Raw genomic sequence first — 22,257 nt, forward strand, 5'->3', positions numbered from 1 at the left:
AATGAGATGAATCTCGGATATCGAGTCTTGAGTTTGGCTACTGGTGCTGTTGCAGGCCTTGTTGCACGCCAAGTTGTGACACTGGTGTGGGAAAAAGGCTTTGGCAAAGCGACCCCTAATGGTGATGAGACTGATGTGGATCTACCACTAGCGCAAATCGCTACTTTCTCGGCAGTGACGGCAGGTGTGACTGCGTTCGTCAACGAAGCCATGCAGCGTAAGGCTGCTCAGTGGTATGGCGCTGACCGTAGTGAGAACGAAGCCTGATAACGCTGTATTGGCATAATATCCCGAAATTTTTTGTGGCACTGCAACTAGTTGTGGCAACATTCAATTTCGGGATTTTGTGTATCGCCACTCGTAGTGAGAGGAAAGTCAAACCTTGATATGCACTTCTATCGTGCCGAAAACTCGATGGTAAGATTGAAAGTGTCACAGGGGAGCGCGAAGGCGCTGAGAGTGCAAATGTTATTTGCAGACCCTCATACCTGATCCGGGTTATACCGGCGGAGGAAGTGAGATCTCTCCTTGTTACATTGCGCCATGTGGCGCGTGTATCAGGCCCTCCATGAATAACGGAGGAAATACATGAAAACCCGTAAGTTTAGCCTTGCTTTGGTCACTGCGTGCGCATTGGCGCTTAGTGCGTGCACATCCAGCGTGCCAGCTGCTGATAAAAAGTCTGAGGCTACACCAGAAGAAACTCCAAAAGCTCCTGAGGTGGTGAAGGTCGTTACCAACGGCTCATTCTCGTTGCCAGATGATGTCCTCGCAGAATTCACCAAAAAATCTGGCTTCAAGGTAGAAATGTTGAACGGCGAAGAATCTGGAACACTGGATTCGAAGCTGATTCTGACGAAGAATAGCCCGGTGGGTGACGCCGTCGTCGGCCTGACTGCAAACAACATTATCCAGGTTGCTGAAGCTGGCGTGTTCGACGATTCTGTTAAGCTCGCTGGCCCAGCTGGAGCTGACAAGTACATGGTTTCGCAAGCTGCCGGTGCGATGCCGTTAGATCGTTCCGATGCATGCTTCAACTACGATATCGCGTATTTTGCAGACAAGGGTTTGACACCGCCAGCATCGCTAGAAGATCTGGTGAAGCCGGACTACCAGAACCTCACCGTCATCGAGGATCCGTCCAAGTCGGATACCGGTTTCGCACTCTTGGCAGCAACTATCTCCCAGTTTGGCGAAGATGGCTACGTTGACTACTGGAAGCAGCTCCTCGCCAACGGTACCAAGGTTGATGCGGGCTGGAAGGATGCCTACCAGGTAGATTTCTCTGCTGGTGAAGGAAAGGGCGCCTACCCAATCGTCATGTCCTATGCGACATCCCCATTCTGGACGATCAACGAAGCTGGCGATGCTTCTAGCACCGCTAATGTTGCTGGCGGTTGCTACCCGGTTGTGGAATATGCTGGCGTACTTAAGGGCGCAGCAAACACTGAAGGTGCCCAGAAGTTCCTCGAATGGCTCTCCACCCCGAAGATGCAGACGGTTATTGCAAAGGAAAACGTTGCCTACCCGATCGACGAATCAGCAGAACTCCCCAAGGGTATGGCTGAGTTTGCGCCGCGACCAAACGCTGTTCCAGCTTTAGATGCGAAAAAGATCGTCGAAATGAAGGAACAGTGGATCACATCGGTAACTGACCTGTTCTAAGAACGGGTTCCTTAGTTTAAAGGACTCGTCCGATGATGAAACATCTCGCACAGCGCCCACTGGTTATGTGGGCGCTGTGCGCTAGTATCCCAGCAATCTTCCTCGGATTGTTCTTTTTTGCTCCCGTGGCAGACTTGCTGAGCTTAGGTGTTGCCGAGCTGGTAGACGGTTGGGGTAGTGGCGGTTTTGCTGGACTGATCGGCCAGTTAAGCAATGCCCGTGCAGGGATCGCCATCGCTACCACCCTTGGTTTAGCATTCGCTGGTACATTACTGTCGGTTGTGGTTGGTGTGCCAGCCGCCTACGTTTTGTATCGCACCCGTTTTCCGGGGCAAAACTTTCTACGGTTCTTGATTGTTTTCCCGTTCGTTTTACCTACGATTGCTGTTGCTACAGCGTTTCGTTCTCTTTACGACGACGGTGGTATGCTCGGCTTTCTCGGGCTTGCCGGTTCGCCGGTGCTTATTGTGTTAGCAATGATGTTTTTCAACGTCTCGGTGATTGTACGCACTGTGGGTGCGGCGTGGAGTGCGTTGAATCCGAACTATGAAGCGGCGGCTCGTACTCTAGGTGCGTCACCAGTTCGAGCGTTTACATCTGTAACGTGGCCGCAACTAGCTCCCGCAGTGTATTCGGCATCAACCCTGGTCTTCCTTTACTGTTCTACCTCCTACAGTTTGGTGATGGTTTTAGGAACCACCCGAACTCGCACTCTTGAAACTGAAATCTATCGCCAAACTGCACAGTTCTTAAACCTCGGCACCGCCGCATTGCTGTCCCTGGTCCAAGCTATCATTGTGATCCTGGCGCTGATGGTCTCCCAATGGGTTAGCAAACGCGCGACGGTAGCGGGTTCGCACTCGCGGTTTGTGCGCACACCGCCAACCTTGACCCGCGCACAACGTCCACTTGCGGTGGCAATTGTAGCGATCGTCGTCGTGCTGATTGTTCTTCCGATCCTCCAAGTCATTGTGCGTTCCTTGCGACGTAACGGTGAGTTCACTACCGCGAATTTCGCTGATCTTTTCCGTCCTGGTGCGGCCCGCTCGGTCGATTTTGCGATAGCGTCAACGATTTGGCAGTCACTATCTGCTGCTATCTATGCGACGGTGATCGCCGTCGTCGTCGGGGTGATGGTGTCGCTTTTGGTCACTCGCAAACTTCGAATACGCGGCGAAACCTGGGGTCGAATCACCCGCTTCTATGACGCGCTTTTCATCTTCCCGGTGGGAATTTCGTCAGTAACTTTAGGTTTCGGCATGCTCGTCGCCCTTGGCGGATCGCTGCGCTTCATCGCTGATTCCCCGCTGTTATTGCCGCTTGCGCAAGCACTCGTCGCATTACCGATTCTGATCCGCACGAGTGTGCCGATGCTTGACGGAGTTAACCGGAAGCTTTATGGTCCGGCTCTCACCTTGGGTGCTTCTCCGTTTCGTGCATTTTTCACCGTTGAAGGGCCGGTGCTTGCCCGGGCACTGGGGGTTGGTGCTGGGTTCGCATTCGCTATCAGCATTGGCGAGTTTTCGGCGACGTCGTTCTTAGTGCTACAACGTGAACCCACCTTGCCTGTCATGATTTATCAGCTTGTTGGCCGTGCCGGTGCCACCGACCAGGGCATGGCTTACGCGGGAACAGTCATTTTGTGTGGCATTACAGCGCTCGTGATGGTGATCGTAGAGATGCTCAGCAAACCACGTAGCAGCCATGCATCGCAGCACTCCCATGTTTCGCGCACGTCCCAAACTACGGATAAATAATGGAGAAAACACCATGAGTACGATTGATGTCTCCCATGTCAGCTTGACTTACCCCAACGGATATCAAGCATTACGTGATGTGAGCCTGCGGGTTGCTCATGGGGAAATCGTGGGATTGCTTGGTGCTTCAGGATCAGGTAAATCCACACTGCTGCGTGCGATTGCTGGGCTTGAACCGATCGATGCCGGACGAATCGTTGTTGGTGGGCGAAATATGGATGGGGTGACGCCACATCGCCGAAACATCGGTATGGTTTTTCAAGACGGTCAGCTTTTCCCGCATCGTAATGTTGCCCGCAATGTTGCCTATGGCCTGGAAATGGCTGGGGTGAAACGTGGCGAACGAGAAGCGCGCGTATCTGCCATGCTTGACGTTGTCGGACTGGGTGGGTTTGAAAAACGTGAAGTAGGTACGCTCTCGGGTGGCCAAGCCCAACGGGTGGCGTTAGCGCGCTCGCTGGCTCCGCGTCCGCACGTGTTGCTTCTTGACGAACCACTTTCGGCTCTCGATAAAGAATTGCGGGAACGCTTAGCCGTGGATGTGCGCCAGATTCTCAAAGGTGCGCAAATGACTGCCGTGTTTGTGACTCACGATCCGGATGAGGCCAACACTGTTGCTGACCGCGTGCTACGAATGACTGACGGAACGTTATGCGGGCACACTGCACGTGCCTAGGATATTTGCCAGCAACGTGCCGCAAACTCAGCTAGCGGTTCGCGGATCCCTACAGCTACCTCGGCTGGGGTTTGTGCATCAGGCTGATCGGACCAGATTGAGAAGAATGCACCGACAAGCTGGTTCGGATAGCCACCATTTTCGGGCTTGATTTCCTGAATAGGCGAGGCCGAAACGCCTGCTGGTAATTGCGGGAAGAGACCCGGATGCCAGTTTGCAGCTTCGATACGTTCGGCGCTCGGGTAGCGGTATCCAGCGTTCTCACCTAAAACATAATAAAACAGTGAATCGTTGAAATTGACGATCCGATAATTGGCTGCCAAAGCATCCGAAACCGGACGCATATGAGCATGCCAGTTGGTCCACCATGTCAATACCATTTCCGGATTGAGTTGGACGATGTTTCCCCGAAGCATACCGTCATTCCACACCCGAGCCGTAAAACCGCGGCTTTTGAGGTGAGAGGCAATCTGATTAACGAAATCCGTCAACAGGTCGAAACCATTCGCATCCGAACCGAACGTGCGTTGAGCTGCCTGTGCCAACACGGGGTATTCAGTAATGCGGGCAAAATCAACAAACTCATCGCCGCCGAGATGCCAAGATTGACATTCTGCGAAAAGATCGGCAAAATCGTCGATTAGAGCACGCGCAAAATCGAGAGCTTCAGGTAACGCAATATTGAGCGCATGGCCGGTATCTGGAATCGCTAACGGTTCGGCGTCGGGTGCTAGATGCGCGGGTGGAAGTTGTAATTCTGGGAAGGCAGCCAATGCCTTCCTTAAATGCCCTGGCATATCCAACGAAGGAATAATCTCTATATACAGATCGCGTGCCAGTGCGAGGATCTCGCGAGCCTCGTCACGCGTTATATGATGCTTTGAAACGATCTGTGGAAAAGCATGAGATTCTAACCGGAACCCTTCATTTTCTGAAAAATGCCACTGGATAACATTCAGCCCAAGTGATGCAGCCTCCCGCATACGATCCTTTAGCCATTGTGCATCAAAATATTTGCGAGCCGCATCAATATGCAATCCGCGTTCCGCAACTAACGGAGAAATCTGAATTGTGCCACATGGGACTGATCCCGCAGCATCAAATAGGGACAGAAGGTGGCGCGTTGCGCGGAAAATTCCTACCGGAGCAGACGCTGAGACAACGATTGACTTTTCACTGACTTCAATCGTCGCAGCTTCAGGACTAGTAGTCGGTTGTGAAGAAACCTGCACAACAATCCGAAACTCTGCACCTGGAACATCATCGATAGCAGTAGCCAATCCACGGACACCGAAATCAGTTGCCAACCGTTGTGCTTCGTGACGAAATGCGAGATCGGAAACGATCGCAACCGTCGTCGTCGGAATCCACCTGCAACGCGCCGTAACCATTACTGCTTCACGCCACCTTCCTCAACACCCCTAAAGAACTGCTTTTGCAACGTGGCGAACAAGATAATAATCGGTACCAATGCAATCATCGTGCCGGCCGCAATAACACGCGGATTAGCTGCGAAGTTAGAATTCAAATACTGCATACCAACAGTCAGCGTGTACTTCGCCGGGTCAGACAAGACAACCAGCGGCCACAAGAAATCATCCCATGCGCCGATAAATGCAAACAGTGCGATAACTGAAACCATACCGCGAATATTCGGCCAAACAATGTGACGCAACCGCTGGAATGTGTTTGCGCCATCGATCGTCGCTGCATCCAACACATCCGGCGGAATCATCCGGCAAGCTGCGGCAATCAACAACACGTTAATTGCCGAAATAGCACCAGGCAAGAACACACCCCATAGCGTGTTTGCTAAGCCTAACGATTTAACGGTCAAATACTGGCTGGTCAAAGTGACTTCGCCAGGTAGAAGCAAGGTAGAGAAGAAAATCGCCATAATGATTCCCTTGCCCCTAAACTTCAAACAGCCCAGCGCATAACCGCCCAAGGTTGCAAAAATAATATTCGAAACAACTGTTCCTACACCGACAAGCAAGGAATGCCATGCGTAGCTAAGAACCGGGATCGTGCGGAACACTTCAGCGTAATTCGACAGTGTTGGCTCTTGCGGAATAATCGTTGGCGGGAAATCGTAGATGTTTTCGGAAGCGCCTTTAAACGAGGTGGATAGCTGCCACAAGAATGGGAACACCATCAATGCCAACACGGCAAACAGAAGAATATACTTGCCGATCAGACCAGCCAATGACGGCTTCATAATATCTGAGGAGCCGCGAGTACGGAAGGCGCGATCGTGACGGACGAGATCAGTGGACGTGCTCATGCGGAGATTCCTTCCTTAACAGCGTTGACCGCAGGCGCGGCAGCGGTTTGCTTGGCAAGTTGAAGAGCGGCCTTGTGGGCTTTACGAGTACGGCGAGCTGCGAGGGCATCACGGAGCATGTCGCCGTTGTTGGAAATACCTACGATGAGAAGTGGGATTAACGTCAAGAGGAATAAGACGAGGGAGATTGCTGACGCATAGCCAACCTGACCGTTTAGGCCCTTGCCACTTGCTTGGATCAACATGACAACGCTCATTGCGCGCCCGCCCGGGCCGCCCGAACCGTTGGACAGCACGTAAAGTTCGGTAAAGATACGCATAGCGGCAACACAAATTAAGACGGAGACTAACAGCATCGGGCCGCGTACGCCTGGGACCGTCACAGACCAGAACCGACGCCATTTACCGGCGCCGTCAAGAGCCGCTGCTTCGTGCAGGTCGCGGCCAACATTACCTAACGCGGCAAGGTAGACAACCATATAGTATCCCAGGCCCTTCCACACGGTCAAGCCAATAGCGCAACCGATTAAGAGCCAACGGTCAGACAAAAACTCTACTGGGCGGTCAATGAAACCAAAGAATTTCAATGCTTCGTTAATGGTGCCGTTGCCTGAGAAGAGGAACTCCCACACAATCGCCACTACGACTGCAGATGCGATAACAGGGAAATAGAATGTGGTTCGGAAAAATCCGATACCTGGAATTTTATTGTGTACCAACAGTGCTAACAGAAGTGGCAAGAACGTTAGCAACGGAACACAGACGACGACGTAGACCAACGACGTCGTTAGTGCATAGACGAACCGTTCATCGCTAAAAAGTGCGTAGAAATTTTGTAACCCAACAAACTTTGCGGGACGAAGAGGACGAGCGTCAGTAAACGCCAGTGCTACTGTGTTAAGGAATGGCCAGAGTGCAAATACAAGCACCCAGATCACTCCCGGGAGTGTCAATAGATACGGGGTGTACCATTTTTGTCGTTTCATTTGCTCATCCCCTTCGTCTCAGTTGTTAATGGTTACTTTTCGATTGCTTGCTGAGCGTGCTCAACAGACTTATCGAGAGCTTCCTTCGCGGTGATTTCTCCTTTAACGGCGAGAGCGATTTGCTGTTTAGCGAACGTTTCCATTTCGGTGGTGAACTTCGGGTCACCGGTCATCTTTGCCTTGTCCATTTGCTTAGCGGCAAGATCGGTTGCGACCTTCTGCTGCTCGTGCTCAGCCTCAATAGCGAAAGTTGATGGATCTGCGTTTGCAGCAACCGTTCCAGGGAAGAAGCCAACTGCGAGCTTGACAAACTCGATTTGGTTTTCGGTGTTGGTAACAAATTCTGCGAACTTCAGAGCGAGTTCTGGGTTCTTGGAGTTCTTAGCAACTGAAATGCCTTGAACGAACAATGGTGGGTTGCCGAAGCCGGCTGTTACCTGCATGTTCGGTAGCAAGGTTGGGGCGTTAACAGCAACGTCCTTGTCAATGTAGTTCGGTCCTGCTGTTGTCCAGGCTGCAGTTCCCTTGTTGAAGTTGTTGACGTTTGCGTTCGCAGTGCCAGCGTTTTGGAGAGCTTCAGGGGAGATAGCGCCCTTCTTGTAGAGGTCAATGTAGGTGTTGACGATTTCTTCGGCTTCTGGAGTGTTGAATGCAAACTTGCCATCCTTGATGATGTCTAGCTTGCCACCAGCGTCAGAGACCATGATCTGCAAGCCCTTCGGGCTTGGAAGATCGGAAATGGTTTGAATGCCGTCCTGGCCGAGTTTCTCAGCTACGGCCCACAATTCCTTGTAGGTTGATGGAGCTTGAGAAACGCCAGCTTTCTCAAGAAGTTCAGTGTTCCAGTAGTTCAGTTCAGTGCCCAAATACCACGGGAATCCGAAGGAGCCTTCAACGCCGTCGAAGGTGTACGCTTCTACGCCACCAGGAACGTATTCGTCGATGATCTTGGATTCTTTCTTCAAGTCCATGAGCTGATCGACCGAAGCGAGTGCATAAGCGTACTCTGGTGGAAGGTTGATAACGTCTGGAAGTTCGCCGGATTCAGCTTGCTGGAGGACCTTATCTTCATAGCCGTCTCCTGGTTGGTCGATCCACTTGATCTTTGCACCAGGGTTAGCCTTCTCAAAATCAGCAACGAGTTTTTCGAAGTATGGAGTGAACTTATCGTTCTTCAGTGACCATGTTTGGAATGTGATTTCGCCAGTTGCGTTGCCTTCGCCGGCGTTATCCGTTGACTCGTTAGATACACCACCGCCAGTGCAGGCGCTGAGCAGAAGTGTTGTAGCGGCTAGGAAGCCGATGGAAGCGGAACGGATCTTCATCGATGTTCTCCTTGTTTTAGTTTTGGGCTATTCTTCGTTGAAATGCCGATTACCGTTTTGGCAGTCGCGCAGATATTGTGCGTAATCTGCGCCACAACTAAACCGGTAAAGTAAGATTAGTGTATCACCCATTTTTACCCTTGAAAAGCGAAGAGGGTGGGCCTGTTCTACCAGTTTTATGTTGATGTTGAGTGATGGAGTGCGTGATCGTTTCTGGAAGCCTCAGGCTGTTCCTATAATCGAACATGTAAATCTGGATCGAACGATGAGAGGTGAGAAGATTACCCCTACCGCGCGTTGTAGATAAAGTTTGGGGTGAGGAGAGACGAAGATCCAGCCAGGGTTAGGCGAGTTCAGGCAGGCCTGGGTGTAGTCCAGCAAAGATAGGCCGGGCGTGCAGAATTCCCGCCCCTGCTATATCCCGAGGTTCGGATTGTATTTGAGCACATTCGGCTCGTTACTACATTCGCTGGCAATCGAAATGTTGTGGGCGATAGTTCCTTCGGCTCGCAGTTCGAGCAATCGTGGAACAACACGGTCGCGCAACGCCCACGGATCAATCGTATTGACGTAAATCTTTGTGCCGCCTTCAAAGCCGGCCAATGTGGAGACGCGCCATTTAATCAGCACTTTCCATGGCATACTCACATCAGCGTCAATCGGCTTGCAATGCCATTCTTCGTTTGTTGGCACTGCTGGACCAGTAGCGGCATGCATTGCGTGGATTAAATCGCTCATTGCGCGACGTTCGTCGTCGGTGTGCTCCCATGGTTGGGAAGCGGGCGACTTTGACCATACTTCCAATGTCGGATACCGGTGGCCGAATCCGGCAATCGCAATCGCATGCTTGTTTTCTGCCAGAACTAAATTGTGGTAGTTAGCGTAGTTGATGGCAGCTTCGTTATAGAGGTTCGGGTTTTGACGTACACGTTCAACCTCGATCTTGCCGTTGACGGAGCGTTGATCGATTGCGACGAGCTGCTTGTGTAAATGGTCAAAGGAAGCGCCAGCTGGTTTGAGCCAGTTTTGGAACACTTGCACGTAGCGTACGTATTTGTTTTGTGCGTAGAGATCTTGCATGGCGTCGACGGTGAGCCGAATGAACCATTCGTGTTCTTGCGGGGTGAGGGTGCCGGCAGCCGCTAAGTGTGAGGTGTCGGTGGCGTCGGGGGTGAAGTGGCGACGTGCCACAATCAGATCATGTCCGCCGCCGAAGAGTGGATATGCTAAATCGGTGATTTCTTGATCGCTCAGCGCGTTGAATTCTTCATCGGTGTGGGTGCTGCGCAGTTTCATGCGCAGGACTTTTAAGACGTGGGATCGACCGGCTGGGTCTGCCATATAGGCCTCAAGCCGTCCGCGTGCGGTGGCTGGCAAGCGGTAATCATAGTTTTTCGCCCAGTAATCGAAGGAGAGTATTTCGAACAGGTTGGGGATACGCCGGAATTCCCATTCACGGGTGAGCATGTCAACGTTGGTGCCGTTGTAGACAACTGCGTCGTCGCGTTTACGTACGATGCGGGCTTTTTCCGGTGGTGTTTCAAGAATGCGCTGGGTACAAAAAGCGCAGGTGTGGCCAACGAGTTTGGGGTCTATTGGTTGGATGTCCGTGTGAACGATATCGATGGGACGGTTGGCGCGTCCAGGTATGGTCCACACTTCGGTTCCGGAGAACGGATTGATTTGTTTAATCGTACCGTCTGCCATTTTTGTGAGGGGCGGGGGAAAAGAATATGTGTCAACCATGGTTCATAGTTTATACGTGTGTCAGGGCACGTGGCTACAGCTTCCATTTTATGTTGCTGACTGATACACATAACTGTGTGAGTAAAAGCAAGGAAAAAGTTCGTCTTCCGCGTGAGATTTGGGTGATTGTTGCGGCTTCGGTTGCAATTTCGTTGGGTTATGGAATTGTGGCCCCGGTGTTACCTCGGTTTGCTATCCAGTTTGGGGTGACGACGACGGCCGCAACACTTGTGGTGTCAGCTTTTGCGTTCACTCGACTAATTTTTGCTCCGGCTGCTGGACGGTTGTCTGGACGGTTGGGCGAACGTCGCATGTATTTGCTCGGTATTTTTATCGTCGCACTGTCTTCAGCGGCCAGTTCGGCTTCCCAAGCGTATTGGCATTTGCTGGTGTTGCGCGGCATGGGCGGTTTTGGTTCGGTGATGTTTTCGGTGGCGGCGATGTCGCTAGTGATCCAGTTAGCGCCACCGCATGCCCGCGGGCGAGCATCGGCTGCGTTTGGTGGTGGCTACCTTATTGGTAATATCGCGGGTCCGGCGTTGGGTGCGGTTATCGCACCGTTGGGGTATCGGTGGCCGTTTTTGATTTATGCGCTGATGTTACTGATCGCGATCGCGATTGTTGCCTATGAGATTCCAGCGGATGGCCATCGTCGTCGTAAATTACGCGAGGTGTTGTTTAAGCGTTCTGGTGGTCAGGTGCGTGCTCCACGTTCAGCAGAAGTATTCCCGAAGGAGCTGCCGACTGTGGCTCTTTCCGGTTCGTCAAACCGCACAGTTTTGACTGTTTCGCAGGCGTTTGAGAATCGTCGCTTCCCACTTGTGTTGATCACGACGTTTGTGCAGGGCTGGGCAAACATGGGTATGCGAGTGGCGGTTGTACCACTTCTTGCCGGCACGATTGTGCTCGGGCCGAGCTGGTTGCCGGCTGGCGACTGGTTAGCTGGTGGTGCGATGACGGCGTTTGCGTTAGGTAACGTGGTGGCATTGTTGCACGCTGGCCGATGGGCTGATTTCTATGGCCGCCGTATTGTGGTGATATGGGGTTTAGTTGTTTCTGGCGTTTTTACGATTGCGTTAGGTTTTTCGGCGACGACGGTGACGTTCTTGTTGTTGTGCTTCTTCGGCGGCTTGGGTGCTGGTTTTATTCAGCCAGCCCAGCAGGGTGCTATCGCTGATATTGTGGGTGATCGCCAGGGTGGCCGTGTGGTGTCGTTCTTCCAGCAGTTCAATGATTTCGGCACTATTTTAGGGCCGATTATTGCGGGGCTGATTATTGACTATTCGGGATACGTGACGGCCTATATCGTGGGCGGAAGCGTTTTGATTTTCGCTGCGATTTCATGGTTGGTATTCGATACGAATGATTCGGATACTGTCGCTGGCAAGGCCCGAGAGTAATACGTCAAACGGGTGCATTTCTGCTCTTAGGAGTGGTGTTCGTGCAGGTAGTGAGCGTCGTCGACTATCCTTGGATTATGCTTCTCGATGTACAAGACCTGAATCAGACTCAACGTTTCGACGACTTTATCGCCTCTAGCCCATACGCAAATTTGTTGCAGACCCGCGCGTGGGCACAGGTGAAGGCCGGCTGGGATAGTCATTATTTCTACCATGAAACTGATGGTGAAATCGATGCGACTCTTTCGGTGCTTTCCATCATGGATTCCCGGTTTGGTGCCCGGCTGTATTATGCTCCACGCGGACCGGTATGCGATCTGAATCGGATCGACGTCGTTAGTGAGCTGATTGCTGAAGCTGAAGAGTTTGCCCGCGCAAATGAGGGTTTCTTATTACGTGTCGATCCGGGTGTGCCTGATGATGAAAAGTTGCGTGAAACCTATGCGCAAGCCGGATATCCAATCCAGCGTGATGATGCGAACACCACCCAGCCGTTGATGAGCCTGGTGTTGGATATTAATGGTCGCGATCCGGAACAGTTGCTGGCAGATTTGTCGAAGAACACCCGCAAGAATGTGCGCAAGTCTTATCGTCTTGGAGTGACGAACCGAGTGGGTGGCCGTGAGGATCTGCCTGAGTTTTATCGTCTTTTTGAGATGATGAATCAGCATCATGGCATTTCTTACCGGCCGTATAGTTATTTTGAACGTTTGTATGATGCTTTTGAAGACCATGTGCGGCTGAGCTTTTCCATGTATGAGGGCAAGGCGATTACGACGTCGTTCTTGGTGACGTTTAATGACACTGCGAATGCGCTTTATGGTGCAGATTCGCACGAGTTCCAGATCGGTCAGTCGTATCAGATTAATTATGAAGAGATATCGTATGCTGCTGAGCAGAGCTGCCGCTTCTATGACATGGGTGGAATCTTCCATACTGATGAAGATAATGGTCTTTATCATTTCAAGCGGAAGTTCACGGAAAACAACGTTATCCATTGGATTGGCAACATTGACCGGGTTATTAATGCTGAGACGTATGAGCGGTTCCGTGAGCTAACTGGCCGGAAGGAACACTGATGGTTGTTGTTCCGCTGATTTTGGGTACAGATGAGAATTCATATACTCAGGCTCGTGCCTATCATGAGGCGTATGGCCGACAGGCGGTCGTGTGTGGTGCTGGTATTCTAGCGCCGTTTTACCATACGAAAATAGCTCAAGTTCATGCGCGTGCTGGGTTTTCGAGTGATGTTGATGTTTTCGCGGGGTTGCTTAATGAGGTGTGGGCTAGCCGCAATTCAGATATCGATAACTTTTTGATGATTGCACCAACTGAAGAGTATCTTCACATGCTTTACCGGGCGTTGGATTTACTTGATTTCTCGCCAGTGATGCCGTATCCGGACGCAGAGTTGGGTGTGGCGTTGATGGATAAGAGCTATTTTTATGCGCGGATGAAAAAGCTGAATATTGCTGTTCCGCAGACTCTGATCGCTGGGCCGGATAACTTTTCCTCACAGGTGTTGGCCGGTGAGCAGTTTATTAAAGCTGACGACTACGAGACGTTTAATTCGTTTGATTTTCCGGAAAAGCATAAGGGTTTCTATGCGCAGAATGCGGATGAGGCTCGCGACTATTTGAGCGCTGTTTTTGCTTCTGGATTCACTGGAAATATGTTGGTTCAAACTTTTATTTCTGGTGATAATACGCAAGAGTTTTCGGTTAACGGTTATCGCAGTGCTGATGGACGCACGGTTTTTGTTCAGGCTCGTAGTGTGCTGACTGATACTCGCCCGATGTGGGTGGGTAATCATTTGTTGTTGACTGATACTGATCGGCCTGATTTACAGGATTTGTGTCAGCGCGCTGTTGGTGGTCTTGGTTATATTGGGTTCTTCAATATTGATTTCAAAGCCGATGTGAATTCCGATGTGCCCTATATGTTGGAGATGAACACTCGCTTGGGGCGTAGTTCGTATTACGGTCTGCTCAATGGGGTGAATTTTGTTGAGCATGCGATTAACGACGCCGAAGGCAAAGAGTTTCCGGAGGTTGTTCGCCGGCCGTTCTCGTGGATTACTGCGTTGCGTTCGCAAGTAGCCAATCAACTTAGCGGCGTTGCGCTAGAATATTTTATGGATACCGTGCGATACGCGAATACCGGTAACGCTTTGGATTACGGATTCGATGATGATCCGGTTCGAATCCAGCGGTTGACGAAACTTCGTGAAAGTATTGGACGAAATCTAGGTTGGTAACGAAAGGAATAGCCATGGAAAATTATGCTGGTCGTTTTGATGATAAGGGTAAGACCCCTTACGTTGTGGATATCGAGAAGGCAACTCTCGACAACACGACTTTCCGTACAACCATGTGGACGGGTAGCAAGTTGCAGCTGACGGTGATGGAGATTCCAGTTGGCGAGTGCATCGGCTTGGAAGTTCACCATGGCATTGAGCAGTTCTTGCGAATCGAAGCTGGCAAGGGTTTGTGCCAGATGGGTCCGACAGAGGACAATCTTGATTTCGAAGTCGAAGTTAAAGATGATGACGCAATTTTTGTTCCAGCAGATATGTGGCATAACGTCACCAATATTGGTGACGAGCCACTGAAGCTTTACACAATTTATGCTGGCCCGGACCACGTTGCTGGCACTGTTCATCCAACCAAGGCTGATGCTGAAGCTGATCCGAATGAAGACTGATCCGAACAGAGAGGTTTACTAACTGCCTGTCTAGCTGCTTGGCTAGACAGGCAGTTTTCTTTCGCCCAGCCTTCTTATGCTTCGAGCACGGAGTCGAGATAGGAGAAGATCAGTGACATGACGAGCGCGGTTTGTTTGATGTCTGCAGCGCCAGCGTGACCGCCTTCGGTGTTTTCGTGGTAGTAGGCGTCGAATCCTGCGTCATGTAGTTTTTTGAAGAATTTCCGGGCGTGACCGGGGTGCACTCGATCGTCTCGGGTTGAGGTGGTGATGAGGATTGGTGGGTAGGGCCCTTCATGTACGTTGTGATAGGGCGAGTAGTTCTTGAGGTATTCCCAATCCTCAGTATCGGGGTTGCCGTATTCTTCCATCCAGGATGCGCCGGCCAAGAGATGGGAGAAGCGCTTCATGTCCAGTAAAGGTACCCGGCAGACAATTGCACCAAAGTGATCCGGATAGGTGGTGTACATGTTTCCCATGAGCAGGCCACCGTTGGATCCGCCAGTTGCTGCGAGTTGTGGCACGGTGGTAATACCGGAAGCAACGAGATCTGCGGCGACGGCGGCATGGTCTTCATAGGCCTTGTGTCGGTTTTCCCGTAATGCTGCTTGATGCCAACGTGGGCCAAATTCGCCACCGCCACGAATATTGGACAAGGCGTAGACGTAGCCTTTTTCGAGCCACATCTTGCCATAGGTGGAAATGTAGGACGGTAGGCGAGAGACTTCGAATCCGCCGTAGCCGTCGAGTAGTGTGCGCACGGGCTTTTTACCTGCCAGCGCATCATGTGGGCCAACGACGAAGTATGGGATCTGAGTGCCATCAAGAGATGTGGCCCATCGTTGAGCGACCGCTAATCCGGTATTGTCGAACCGGTGTGGGGCTTGGCGTAGTTGCTGAACCTTGAGTCCGGCTGGTGACACGGTTCCGTGGAACAAGGTTGTTGGATGGAGGAACCCTGAGGCGGTAACCCACACGTCATCCGAGGTTTGCGGATCGACTGGGGAAATGCTGACACTGGAAAATTCCGGAACTTGTGGATGCAATTCGGTGATCTGCCACTGCGACTGTGCATGGTGGGCAAACCAGAAACGTTGGCGAACGTCGTCGAGTGTTGTGAAAACGACGCCAGTGGCGACGGCGCTCATGGACAACAACGACGAGGTTTCGTTCGGTGTGTACATAAGGTGAATATCTTGTGGGTGTGGCCCAGAAAGTGCGGCACTATATTCCATCGCAAGGAGTGAACCGGCCCGATACATTGTGCCCTCCAGCTCCCACGGGTAGCGTAATTCTGCAATAACCCAGTTGCGAACCGGGGAGACCATTGCCGATCCCGGTAGCTTCAGTTCCGTGAGTGCATCTGGATCCCCGGCGCGCAGCTTTACCCGATCGACGTCGTAGATGAGCGCTGTACGGAAATCGGTTGCTCGCCGCGCCAGCAGTTTTTCGTAGCCGGGAGTGTGGTCGTAGAAAGCTCCGACGACGACGTCGTCAAACTCGCCGTGGATAATCTCAGGTGCTTCAGACAACTTTTCGCCACGCGCCCACAACCGAGCAGAAATAGGGTAGCCGGAAGCGGTCACGCTATCGGAACCAAAATCGGCGCTGATAATGACGGTATCGCGATCGATCCAACTCATCGATCCTTTAGAATTCGGTTTAACAAAGGCTTGCGATTCAGGGACGAAGGAGCGGGTGGCGATATCAAATTCGCGGACAACGTTTGTGTCAGAACCTCCGGGGTGTAAGGTAATTAAAGCGCGATCGTAGCTGGGGTAGAGGAGTTGTGCGCCACCAAAAACCCACGATTCATTTTCTACTTTTCCAAGCTGATCGATATCGAGCAGTGTTTCCCACTCCGGCTCAGTTTCTGGCGAAACGTAGGCGAGATAATCAGCAAACGGGGCTCGCCGCCACAATCCGCGGGGATGATCGCCGTCGATATAAAAGTTGTAGGCGTAGTCTCCGCGTTTGCTTGCAAGAATAAGGTGATCTTTAGCAGACAGTATTTCATCCAGCTGGGCTTGGCACTCAGTGAACCTCGGGCCGCCAAACTGCTCGAGTGTGTGAGCAGAGAGCTCGTTCGCCCAATCGAGGTTCTGCGGAGATAGTTCCTCTAGATATCGATAGGGATCATGGCCTGGGGTGGATTCTTGGACCTGCATACTCAGCAGCCTTTCCGTTCGGTGTTGGTATATCAATGTTATCTCCCTTGTCAAAAATTAAGTGATATAGCCTGGGAATAAAAATAGCCGTTGTAAAGTTGAGTGATATGGACTCAAGAATGAGTTAGTCGACTGGACATAAGTTCAGCGCTGATGCACACTTGAGAGGTAGAAGTTTTTAACAGCGCATAGCGCTAACAGAAAAGGAGACAATTCCATGGCACGTGCAGTGGGTATTGACCTAGGAACAACAAACTCGGTTGTCACCGTTCTCGAAGGTGGCGAACCAACCGTTATCGCAAATGCAGAAGGTATGCGTACAACTCCATCAGTCGTTGGCTTTTCCAAGACTGGTGAAGTCCTTGTCGGTGAAATCGCAAAGCGTCAGGCAGTAAACAACGTCGAACGCACCATTTCGTCCGTGAAGCGCCATATGGGTGAAAGCTGGTCGGTAGACATCGACGAAAAAACCTACAACCCGCAGCAGATTTCGGCATTCATCTTGCAGAAGCTCAAGAAGGACGCAGAGGCATACTTGGGTGATACCGTCACCGATGCTGTTATTACGGTCCCAGCGTACTTCAACGACGCACAGCGCCAGGCAACCAAGGATGCCGGTCAGATTGCTGGCCTGAATGTTCAGCGTATTGTGAACGAGCCAACCGCAGCAGCTCTCGCTTATGGTTTGGAAAAGGGTAAGGAAGATGAACTTATCCTCGTCTTCGACCTTGGCGGCGGTACGTTTGACGTCTCCCTCCTCGAAGTAGGTAAGGATGAAGACGACTTCTCCACCATCCAGGTTCGCGCAACCTCAGGCGATAACAAGCTCGGTGGTGACGATTGGGATCAGCGCATTATCGATTGGCTCGTCACCCAGGTGAAGAACAACCACGGCGTAGATCTTTCTAAGGATAAGGTTGCACTCCAGCGTTTGAAGGAAGCAGCAGAGCAGGCCAAGAAGGAACTGTCCTCAGCAACCTCCACCAACATCAACTTGCAGTACTTGTCGATGTCTGAAAACGGTCCACTCCACCTCGATGAGCGCCTCACCCGCGCAGCATTCGAAGAAATGACCAGGGACCTCCTCGAGCGCACCAAGGCACCTTTCAAGAAGGTTATCGAAGATGCTGATGTGAAGATCTCCGAAATCGATCATGTCGTCCTCGTCGGCGGTTCAACCCGTATGCCGGCTGTGACCGAAGTAGTTAAGGAACTTACCGGCGGTAAGGCGCCAAACAAGAGCGTTAACCCAGATGAGGTTGTCGCTGTTGGTGCTGCACTACAAGCTGGTGTGCTCGCCGGTGACCGTACCGACGTCTTGCTTATCGACGTCACCCCACTTTCCTTGGGTATCGAAACTCTTGGTGGCCGTATGGCAACCATGATCGAACGTAACACCGCAATCCCAACCAAGAGTTCCCAGGTCTTCTCCACTGCAGAAGATAACCAGCCTTCCGTTCTCATCCAGGTCTACCAAGGTGAGCGTCCGTTCGCTCGCGATAACAAGCTCCTTGGTACCTTCGAACTCGGCGGTATCGCTCCAGCTCCACGTGGCCGCCCACAGATCGATGTCACCTTCGATATCGACGCCAACGGCATCGTCCACGTATCGGCGAAGGATCTTGGTACCGGTAAGGAACAGTCTGTCACCATCACCGGTGGATCGGCACTGTCCAAGGAAGATATCGAGCGTATGGTCAAGGAAGCAGAAGAGCACGCTGCTGAAGACGCCAAGCGTAAGGAAGAAGCTGATGTTCGCAACACTGCAGAACAGCAGGTTTACAGCATTGAGCAAGTCTTGAAGGATAACGAAGATAAGCTCGACGATGCAGTAACCACCGAAGTCCGGGCAGCTGTTGATGCCCTCAATGAAGCTCTCAAGGGCGAAGATGTTGAAGCAATCAAGAGCGCTTCAGAAGACCTCAACACCAAGGCACAAAAGATCGGTGAAGCACTCTACGCACAAGCTCAAGCGGAGCAAGCTACAGCAGATGCTTCTGGTCAGAGCCCAGAAGGCGAAGATGACGTCATCGATGCTGAGATCGTAGACGACAACGACTCCAAGTGATAGCCGTATCCGGGGGCCGCGGTATCATCGCGGCCCCCGGTCGCTACATATATCACCGGAAGAAGAGGAACGATCATGGTAGATGAACCAATCAACCCACAATCCCAGCCAGAAGAGAACCAGCAACCAGAGCATACCGAACCAACGGTGAACGCAACTGGTTCTGAGGCTCAAACACCAGAAGAGCCAGTAGAGTCAGCACCTGGAATCAGTGCTGAAGAAGATGGCGGACCACAACTGTCCGAAGCTGACCAAGCTTTGTTGAAAGTGGCAGAACTCGAAGAACAGCTTGCTCGACGCAATGCTGATCTTTACAATTTGCGGCAAGAATACAACGGGTATGTCAAACGGTCGAAGGCTGACGGCGTAGTCCAATATGAAGCCGGAATTAACAAAGTTCTTGACCTACTTTTACCAGTACTCGATGATGCGGAACTTGCACGGCAACATGGAGATCTCGAAGGCCCAACTGGCGCAATCATTACCAAGTTGGAATCCACGTTAGAAACCAACTTCAAGATGGAGCGTTTCGGAGCAGAAGGCGATCTTTTTGATCCCAACCTTCATGAAGCTCTTATGGCAACTGCGTCCGCCGATGTTACTGAAGAACAGGTTAGCCAGCTCATTCAGCCAGGTTACAAGGTTGGTGAGCGTGTTTTGCGTCCGGCTCGCGTTGGCGTCGTTAAGCCTGAGTAAATGGCAACTCTGCCTGCGTATTCGGATACCAACTATTATCGCTACTTAATTGAAGAACACCTGTGAGGAGGTGACGATCATGGCAAGTCAAGATTGGATGAACAAAGATTTTTATGCGGCTCTGGGGGTTTCAAAAAATGCCAGTGCCGAAGAGATCAAAAGTGCATACCGTAAACTCGCACGCAAGTACCATCCGGATCGCAATCCGGGTGATAGTGCTGCAGAAACGAAGTTCAAAGATGTTTCTGAAGCATACAGTGTGCTGAAAGATGAACAGGAGCGCAAACAATACGACGCTATTCGTTCCATGTCTGGCGGGGCTCGATTCACTCCAGGTTCTGGTGGTGGATTCGAAGATATTTTTTCGGGCGTATTCGGTCAAGGCGCACGCGGTGGAGCGCAATACAGCTCCATGGGTGATACTCCTGGATTCGAAGACATCCTCAAGAATATGTTTGGGCAAGGCGCACCACAGCCGAACGGTCCGGCAGGATTCGGTGGTTTCGGACGCCGTCCAGAACGTGGCCATGACGTGAAAGCATCCGCGAAACTCACGTTCCGGCAAGCTGTCGATGGTGCCACCATCACGCTGAATGTCAACGGTAAACCAGTAACGGCTCGAATCCCTCAAGGCGTGGCAACGGGCCAAAAGATTCGCCTGAAGGGTAAAGGTAATCCGGGATTGAACGGTGGGCAAAACGGGGATCTTTTGGTAGATGTTACCGTTGAGAGCCATCCGGTCTATGAGCTCCACGGGCACGATGTGCATATCACCGTGCCGGTTTCGTTTGATGAAGCTGCACTAGGTGCCATCATCGACGTGCCAGTTATTGATGGGGAATCGGTGAAGGTGAAAATCCCAGCCGGCTCCTCAACCGGAAAGAAGATGCGCGTTCGCGGTAAAGGTCTCCACGGCGCAAACGGCATAGTTGGCGATATGTTCGTCCATCTCACCGTCATTGTTCCTGCTTTGGAGGATCTGTCAGACGATGCTCGTAGAGCTATCGAAGAATACCGTCAGGCGATGGAACATCATGATCCACGCGCAGAATTTACTAAGATGGCTCGTATCTAACCTGTCCCTACCCGCCGCCTAGCAGCGGCGGGTAGAACTATCCACTAGGAGGTAGGCATAATGGCAAAAGTGTCGAAAAATGCACCGATTCTCACGGTTTCGGTTGCCGCCGAACTAGCTGGAATGCACGCCCAGACTGTACGCCAGTACGACCGCCTAGGTCTTGTAGTTGCAAAACGTACCCGGGGTGGCGGTCGGCGTTATTCGCTGAATGACGTCGATCGGTTAACTGAGATTCAACGGTTGTCCCAGGAAGAGGGCATCAACTTAGCTGGGATATCGCGTATTTTTGAATTGCGCGATGAACTTGCCCAGATTGCGCATGCGAAGTCGGTTGTGGAACGCCAATTGGCAGAACTGCGTGCCGAGCATGCCTATGTGGAGGAAAAGCTTCGCTCCCAACAAGACCGTCAACAGCGCGTCATTGCGGTGAATTCATCTGGCCAGGTCGAAGCATCTGGATCGATTGATGTGCTTCGGCGTACCCTGCGAGCAGTACGCGAAGATGAACGCAAGCGCAGCACTCAAACGTTGCAAGATAATAATCAGTTCGACACGTCGAGTGCACTTGTGCCACGCCCCGGTCAGCTCGATTGGCTACTGGAGCTCCTAGAGCAGCATATGCGTGCCCGAATGGAGGCACAAAATTTACGGTATCTCGCTTCGGGGCCGGAAAATGATGACGTCGAGAACGAGATTATCGACTTCGATGAGACCCTATGAAGCAGTTTAATGCGGCAGTGTTAGCCCTGCTGTCCACTGAGGAATTTCCCGCATTGTTGGTAACTGTGCGAGCATCGGGTATGCGCACGCACGCCGGGCAGATAAGTCTTCCTGGCGGGGGCCGAGATAGCACAGAAACTCCAGCTCAAACCGCGCTACGCGAGACCTGGGAAGAAGTCGGTATTGCCCCCGAAGATATTGAGATCGATGGTGAGATGCCGGAGATAACTGCTCCGCAAACAGGGAAGAAAATTATTCCGGTTGTCGGCAGGCTCGCTTCACCCTATTCCGCATCGAACCCATATCCACTCAAGCTCAGCGAATCAGAAGTAGCGAGCGCACACTGGTTGAAACTTGCAGATCTTGCACATCCCGATCATCGTGGAACATGGAAACACTCGACCCGAGTCGGGCCGGGTTTTGAGTTAGATGGCCTGATGATTTGGGGCTTAACCGGCTACATAGTGGATCGACTACTTATTCGCGAAGGATATGTCCAGCCGTGGGATGTTACTCGGAATCTGGTTATTCCACCGCGGTTTGGTTCTCGTTAGCTGTCTTTTGGCTCTGCTGTATCGAGGCGAGAACCTCGGCGACGTAGGCGCGGAATATTTCATCATTTTCGTCGTTCCAGCGCCGTTGGACGACGTCAAATGGGTAGACGACGATAGTGGATTCACCGGCCGTACCAATCAGAACGATTGCAGATTCCACTCCATCAGTTACTGCCGCCCATTGCATGCCGGTTAGTTGGGATAAGTGAAGACCGAGGGCTGCACCGAGAATGTCCAGCTCAGCAGTGATATCTGCTGACGGATCGGTGCGTAACTGTGCGGCAGTTTTATCAAGCATTTCGAGATTTTCGAGTAGGCCTCGATCTTCGGCGTGTTGAGAACTTGACGTAATGCGTTCGATTTCAGATTCGGACAATTGGCGTACATGCAAGCTAGTCATGAGCTTAATTGTACTGATATTGCGTATATTG

20 protein-coding genes and 1 riboswitch are annotated in these 22,257 nt (G+C 51.7%); of the genes, 13 read left to right on the plus strand and 7 right to left on the minus strand.

The features are described from left to right. Nucleotides 1–6 precede the first annotated feature (6 nt). From JTE88_RS00725 to JTE88_RS00740, 4 genes are all read left to right on the plus strand, one after another. Nucleotides 7–267 carry a DUF4235 domain-containing protein gene (locus JTE88_RS00725; RefSeq protein WP_204424708.1) on the plus strand — a complete coding sequence of 87 codons (261 nt, stop codon included), beginning with the start codon at nucleotides 7–9 and terminating at the stop codon, nucleotides 265–267. Between the two features lie 159 nt (nucleotides 268–426). Continuing rightward, a riboswitch (TPP riboswitch) is annotated at nucleotides 427–532 on the plus strand. 56 nt (nucleotides 533–588) lie between these two features. Next, nucleotides 589–1,665: a thiamine ABC transporter substrate-binding protein gene (locus JTE88_RS00730; RefSeq protein ID WP_204424710.1), complete on the plus strand. Its 1,077-nt coding sequence runs from the start codon at nucleotides 589–591 to the stop codon at nucleotides 1,663–1,665. Nucleotides 1,666–1,697: 32 nt separating this feature from the next. Then, nucleotides 1,698–3,422 (plus strand): ABC transporter permease, encoded by a 1,725-nt coding sequence (locus JTE88_RS00735; RefSeq protein WP_204424712.1) that lies wholly within the window; start codon nucleotides 1,698–1,700, stop codon nucleotides 3,420–3,422. A 13-nt stretch (nucleotides 3,423–3,435) separates the two neighbouring features. Further along, nucleotides 3,436–4,098 carry an ABC transporter ATP-binding protein gene (locus tag JTE88_RS00740; protein WP_204424714.1) on the plus strand — a complete coding sequence of 221 codons (663 nt, stop codon included), beginning with the start codon at nucleotides 3,436–3,438 and terminating at the stop codon, nucleotides 4,096–4,098. Here the strand turns inward: JTE88_RS00740 and JTE88_RS00745 are convergent. The 5 genes from JTE88_RS00745 to JTE88_RS00765 all read right to left on the minus strand — a co-directional run bounded on the left by JTE88_RS00745 (nucleotide 4,095) and on the right by JTE88_RS00765 (nucleotide 10,439). After that, a complete protein-coding gene (locus JTE88_RS00745) occupies nucleotides 4,095–5,489 on the minus strand; it encodes a family 20 glycosylhydrolase (RefSeq protein WP_204424715.1) in 1,395 nt (464 codons plus the stop codon). The two genes, JTE88_RS00740 and JTE88_RS00745, sit on opposite strands and share 4 nt — an antisense overlap. Beyond that, a complete protein-coding gene (locus tag JTE88_RS00750) occupies nucleotides 5,489–6,382 on the minus strand; it encodes a carbohydrate ABC transporter permease (protein WP_204424716.1) in 894 nt (297 codons plus the stop codon). The genes JTE88_RS00745 and JTE88_RS00750 overlap by 1 nt, the downstream gene beginning before the upstream one ends. After that, a complete protein-coding gene (locus JTE88_RS00755; protein WP_204424717.1) occupies nucleotides 6,379–7,368 on the minus strand; it encodes a carbohydrate ABC transporter permease in 990 nt (329 codons plus the stop codon). Before JTE88_RS00755 ends, JTE88_RS00750 begins: the two co-directional genes overlap by 4 nt. Nucleotides 7,369–7,400: 32 nt before the next feature. After that, nucleotides 7,401–8,693 (minus strand): ABC transporter substrate-binding protein, encoded by a 1,293-nt coding sequence (locus JTE88_RS00760; RefSeq protein ID WP_204424718.1) that lies wholly within the window; start codon nucleotides 8,691–8,693, stop codon nucleotides 7,401–7,403. Between the two features lie 414 nt (nucleotides 8,694–9,107). Next, nucleotides 9,108–10,439, minus strand: a complete 1,332-nt coding sequence (locus JTE88_RS00765; protein WP_204424719.1) for a DUF4921 family protein — start codon at nucleotides 10,437–10,439, stop codon at nucleotides 9,108–9,110. Between the two features lie 77 nt (nucleotides 10,440–10,516). Here JTE88_RS00765 and JTE88_RS00770 point away from each other — a divergent pair, with 77 nt between their 5' ends. From JTE88_RS00770 to JTE88_RS00785, 4 genes are all read left to right on the plus strand, one after another. Next, the gene (locus JTE88_RS00770; protein WP_204424720.1) at nucleotides 10,517–11,839 is read left to right on the plus strand and encodes an MFS transporter; all 1,323 of its coding nucleotides are present in this window, start codon (nucleotides 10,517–10,519) and stop codon (nucleotides 11,837–11,839) included. Between the two features lie 77 nt (nucleotides 11,840–11,916). Further along, entirely contained in the window at nucleotides 11,917–12,918 is a 1,002-nt protein-coding gene (locus JTE88_RS00775; RefSeq protein WP_204424728.1) for a lipid II:glycine glycyltransferase FemX, read from the plus strand. Further along, nucleotides 12,918–14,096, plus strand: a complete 1,179-nt coding sequence (locus JTE88_RS00780) for a carboxylate--amine ligase (protein WP_204424730.1) — start codon at nucleotides 12,918–12,920, stop codon at nucleotides 14,094–14,096. Before JTE88_RS00775 ends, JTE88_RS00780 begins: the two co-directional genes overlap by 1 nt. Before the next feature lie 14 nt (nucleotides 14,097–14,110). Next, the gene (locus tag JTE88_RS00785; protein WP_204424732.1) at nucleotides 14,111–14,542 is read left to right on the plus strand and encodes a cupin domain-containing protein; all 432 of its coding nucleotides are present in this window, start codon (nucleotides 14,111–14,113) and stop codon (nucleotides 14,540–14,542) included. Between the two features lie 74 nt (nucleotides 14,543–14,616). Here the strand turns inward: JTE88_RS00785 and JTE88_RS00790 are convergent, their stop codons facing one another. After that, nucleotides 14,617–16,710 (minus strand): prolyl oligopeptidase family serine peptidase, encoded by a 2,094-nt coding sequence (locus JTE88_RS00790; RefSeq protein WP_204424734.1) that lies wholly within the window; start codon nucleotides 16,708–16,710, stop codon nucleotides 14,617–14,619. Nucleotides 16,711–16,927: 217 nt separating this feature from the next. On the opposite strand from JTE88_RS00790, the gene dnaK reads away from it, so the two are divergent. The 5 genes from dnaK (at nucleotide 16,928) to JTE88_RS00815 (ending at nucleotide 21,826) form a co-directional block, all read left to right on the plus strand. Beyond that, the gene (dnaK, locus tag JTE88_RS00795; protein ID WP_204424735.1) at nucleotides 16,928–18,778 is read left to right on the plus strand and encodes a molecular chaperone DnaK; all 1,851 of its coding nucleotides are present in this window, start codon (nucleotides 16,928–16,930) and stop codon (nucleotides 18,776–18,778) included. A 75-nt stretch (nucleotides 18,779–18,853) separates the two neighbouring features. Beyond that, the gene (grpE, locus tag JTE88_RS00800; RefSeq protein WP_204424736.1) at nucleotides 18,854–19,474 is read left to right on the plus strand and encodes a nucleotide exchange factor GrpE; all 621 of its coding nucleotides are present in this window, start codon (nucleotides 18,854–18,856) and stop codon (nucleotides 19,472–19,474) included. Between the two features lie 79 nt (nucleotides 19,475–19,553). After that, nucleotides 19,554–20,549: a DnaJ C-terminal domain-containing protein gene (locus JTE88_RS00805; RefSeq protein ID WP_204424737.1), complete on the plus strand. Its 996-nt coding sequence runs from the start codon at nucleotides 19,554–19,556 to the stop codon at nucleotides 20,547–20,549. Between the two features lie 60 nt (nucleotides 20,550–20,609). Next, nucleotides 20,610–21,272 carry a heat shock protein transcriptional repressor HspR gene (locus tag JTE88_RS09110; RefSeq protein WP_204424738.1) on the plus strand — a complete coding sequence of 221 codons (663 nt, stop codon included), beginning with the start codon at nucleotides 20,610–20,612 and terminating at the stop codon, nucleotides 21,270–21,272. Continuing rightward, on the plus strand, nucleotides 21,269–21,826 hold the full coding sequence (locus JTE88_RS00815; RefSeq protein ID WP_204424739.1) for an NUDIX hydrolase: 558 nt from the start codon (nucleotides 21,269–21,271) through the stop codon (nucleotides 21,824–21,826). The genes JTE88_RS09110 and JTE88_RS00815 overlap by 4 nt, the downstream gene beginning before the upstream one ends. On the opposite strand, the gene JTE88_RS00820 is transcribed toward JTE88_RS00815, so the two are convergent. Beyond that, entirely contained in the window at nucleotides 21,798–22,226 is a 429-nt protein-coding gene (locus tag JTE88_RS00820) for a DUF3806 domain-containing protein (protein ID WP_204424740.1), read from the minus strand. The genes JTE88_RS00815 and JTE88_RS00820 overlap by 29 nt on opposite strands. Nucleotides 22,227–22,257: the final 31 nt, after the last annotated feature.

Origin of the sequence: Arcanobacterium phocisimile (genome assembly GCF_016904675.1) — a bacterium.
Lineage (GTDB): Bacteria > Actinomycetota > Actinomycetes > Actinomycetales > Actinomycetaceae > Arcanobacterium > Arcanobacterium phocisimile.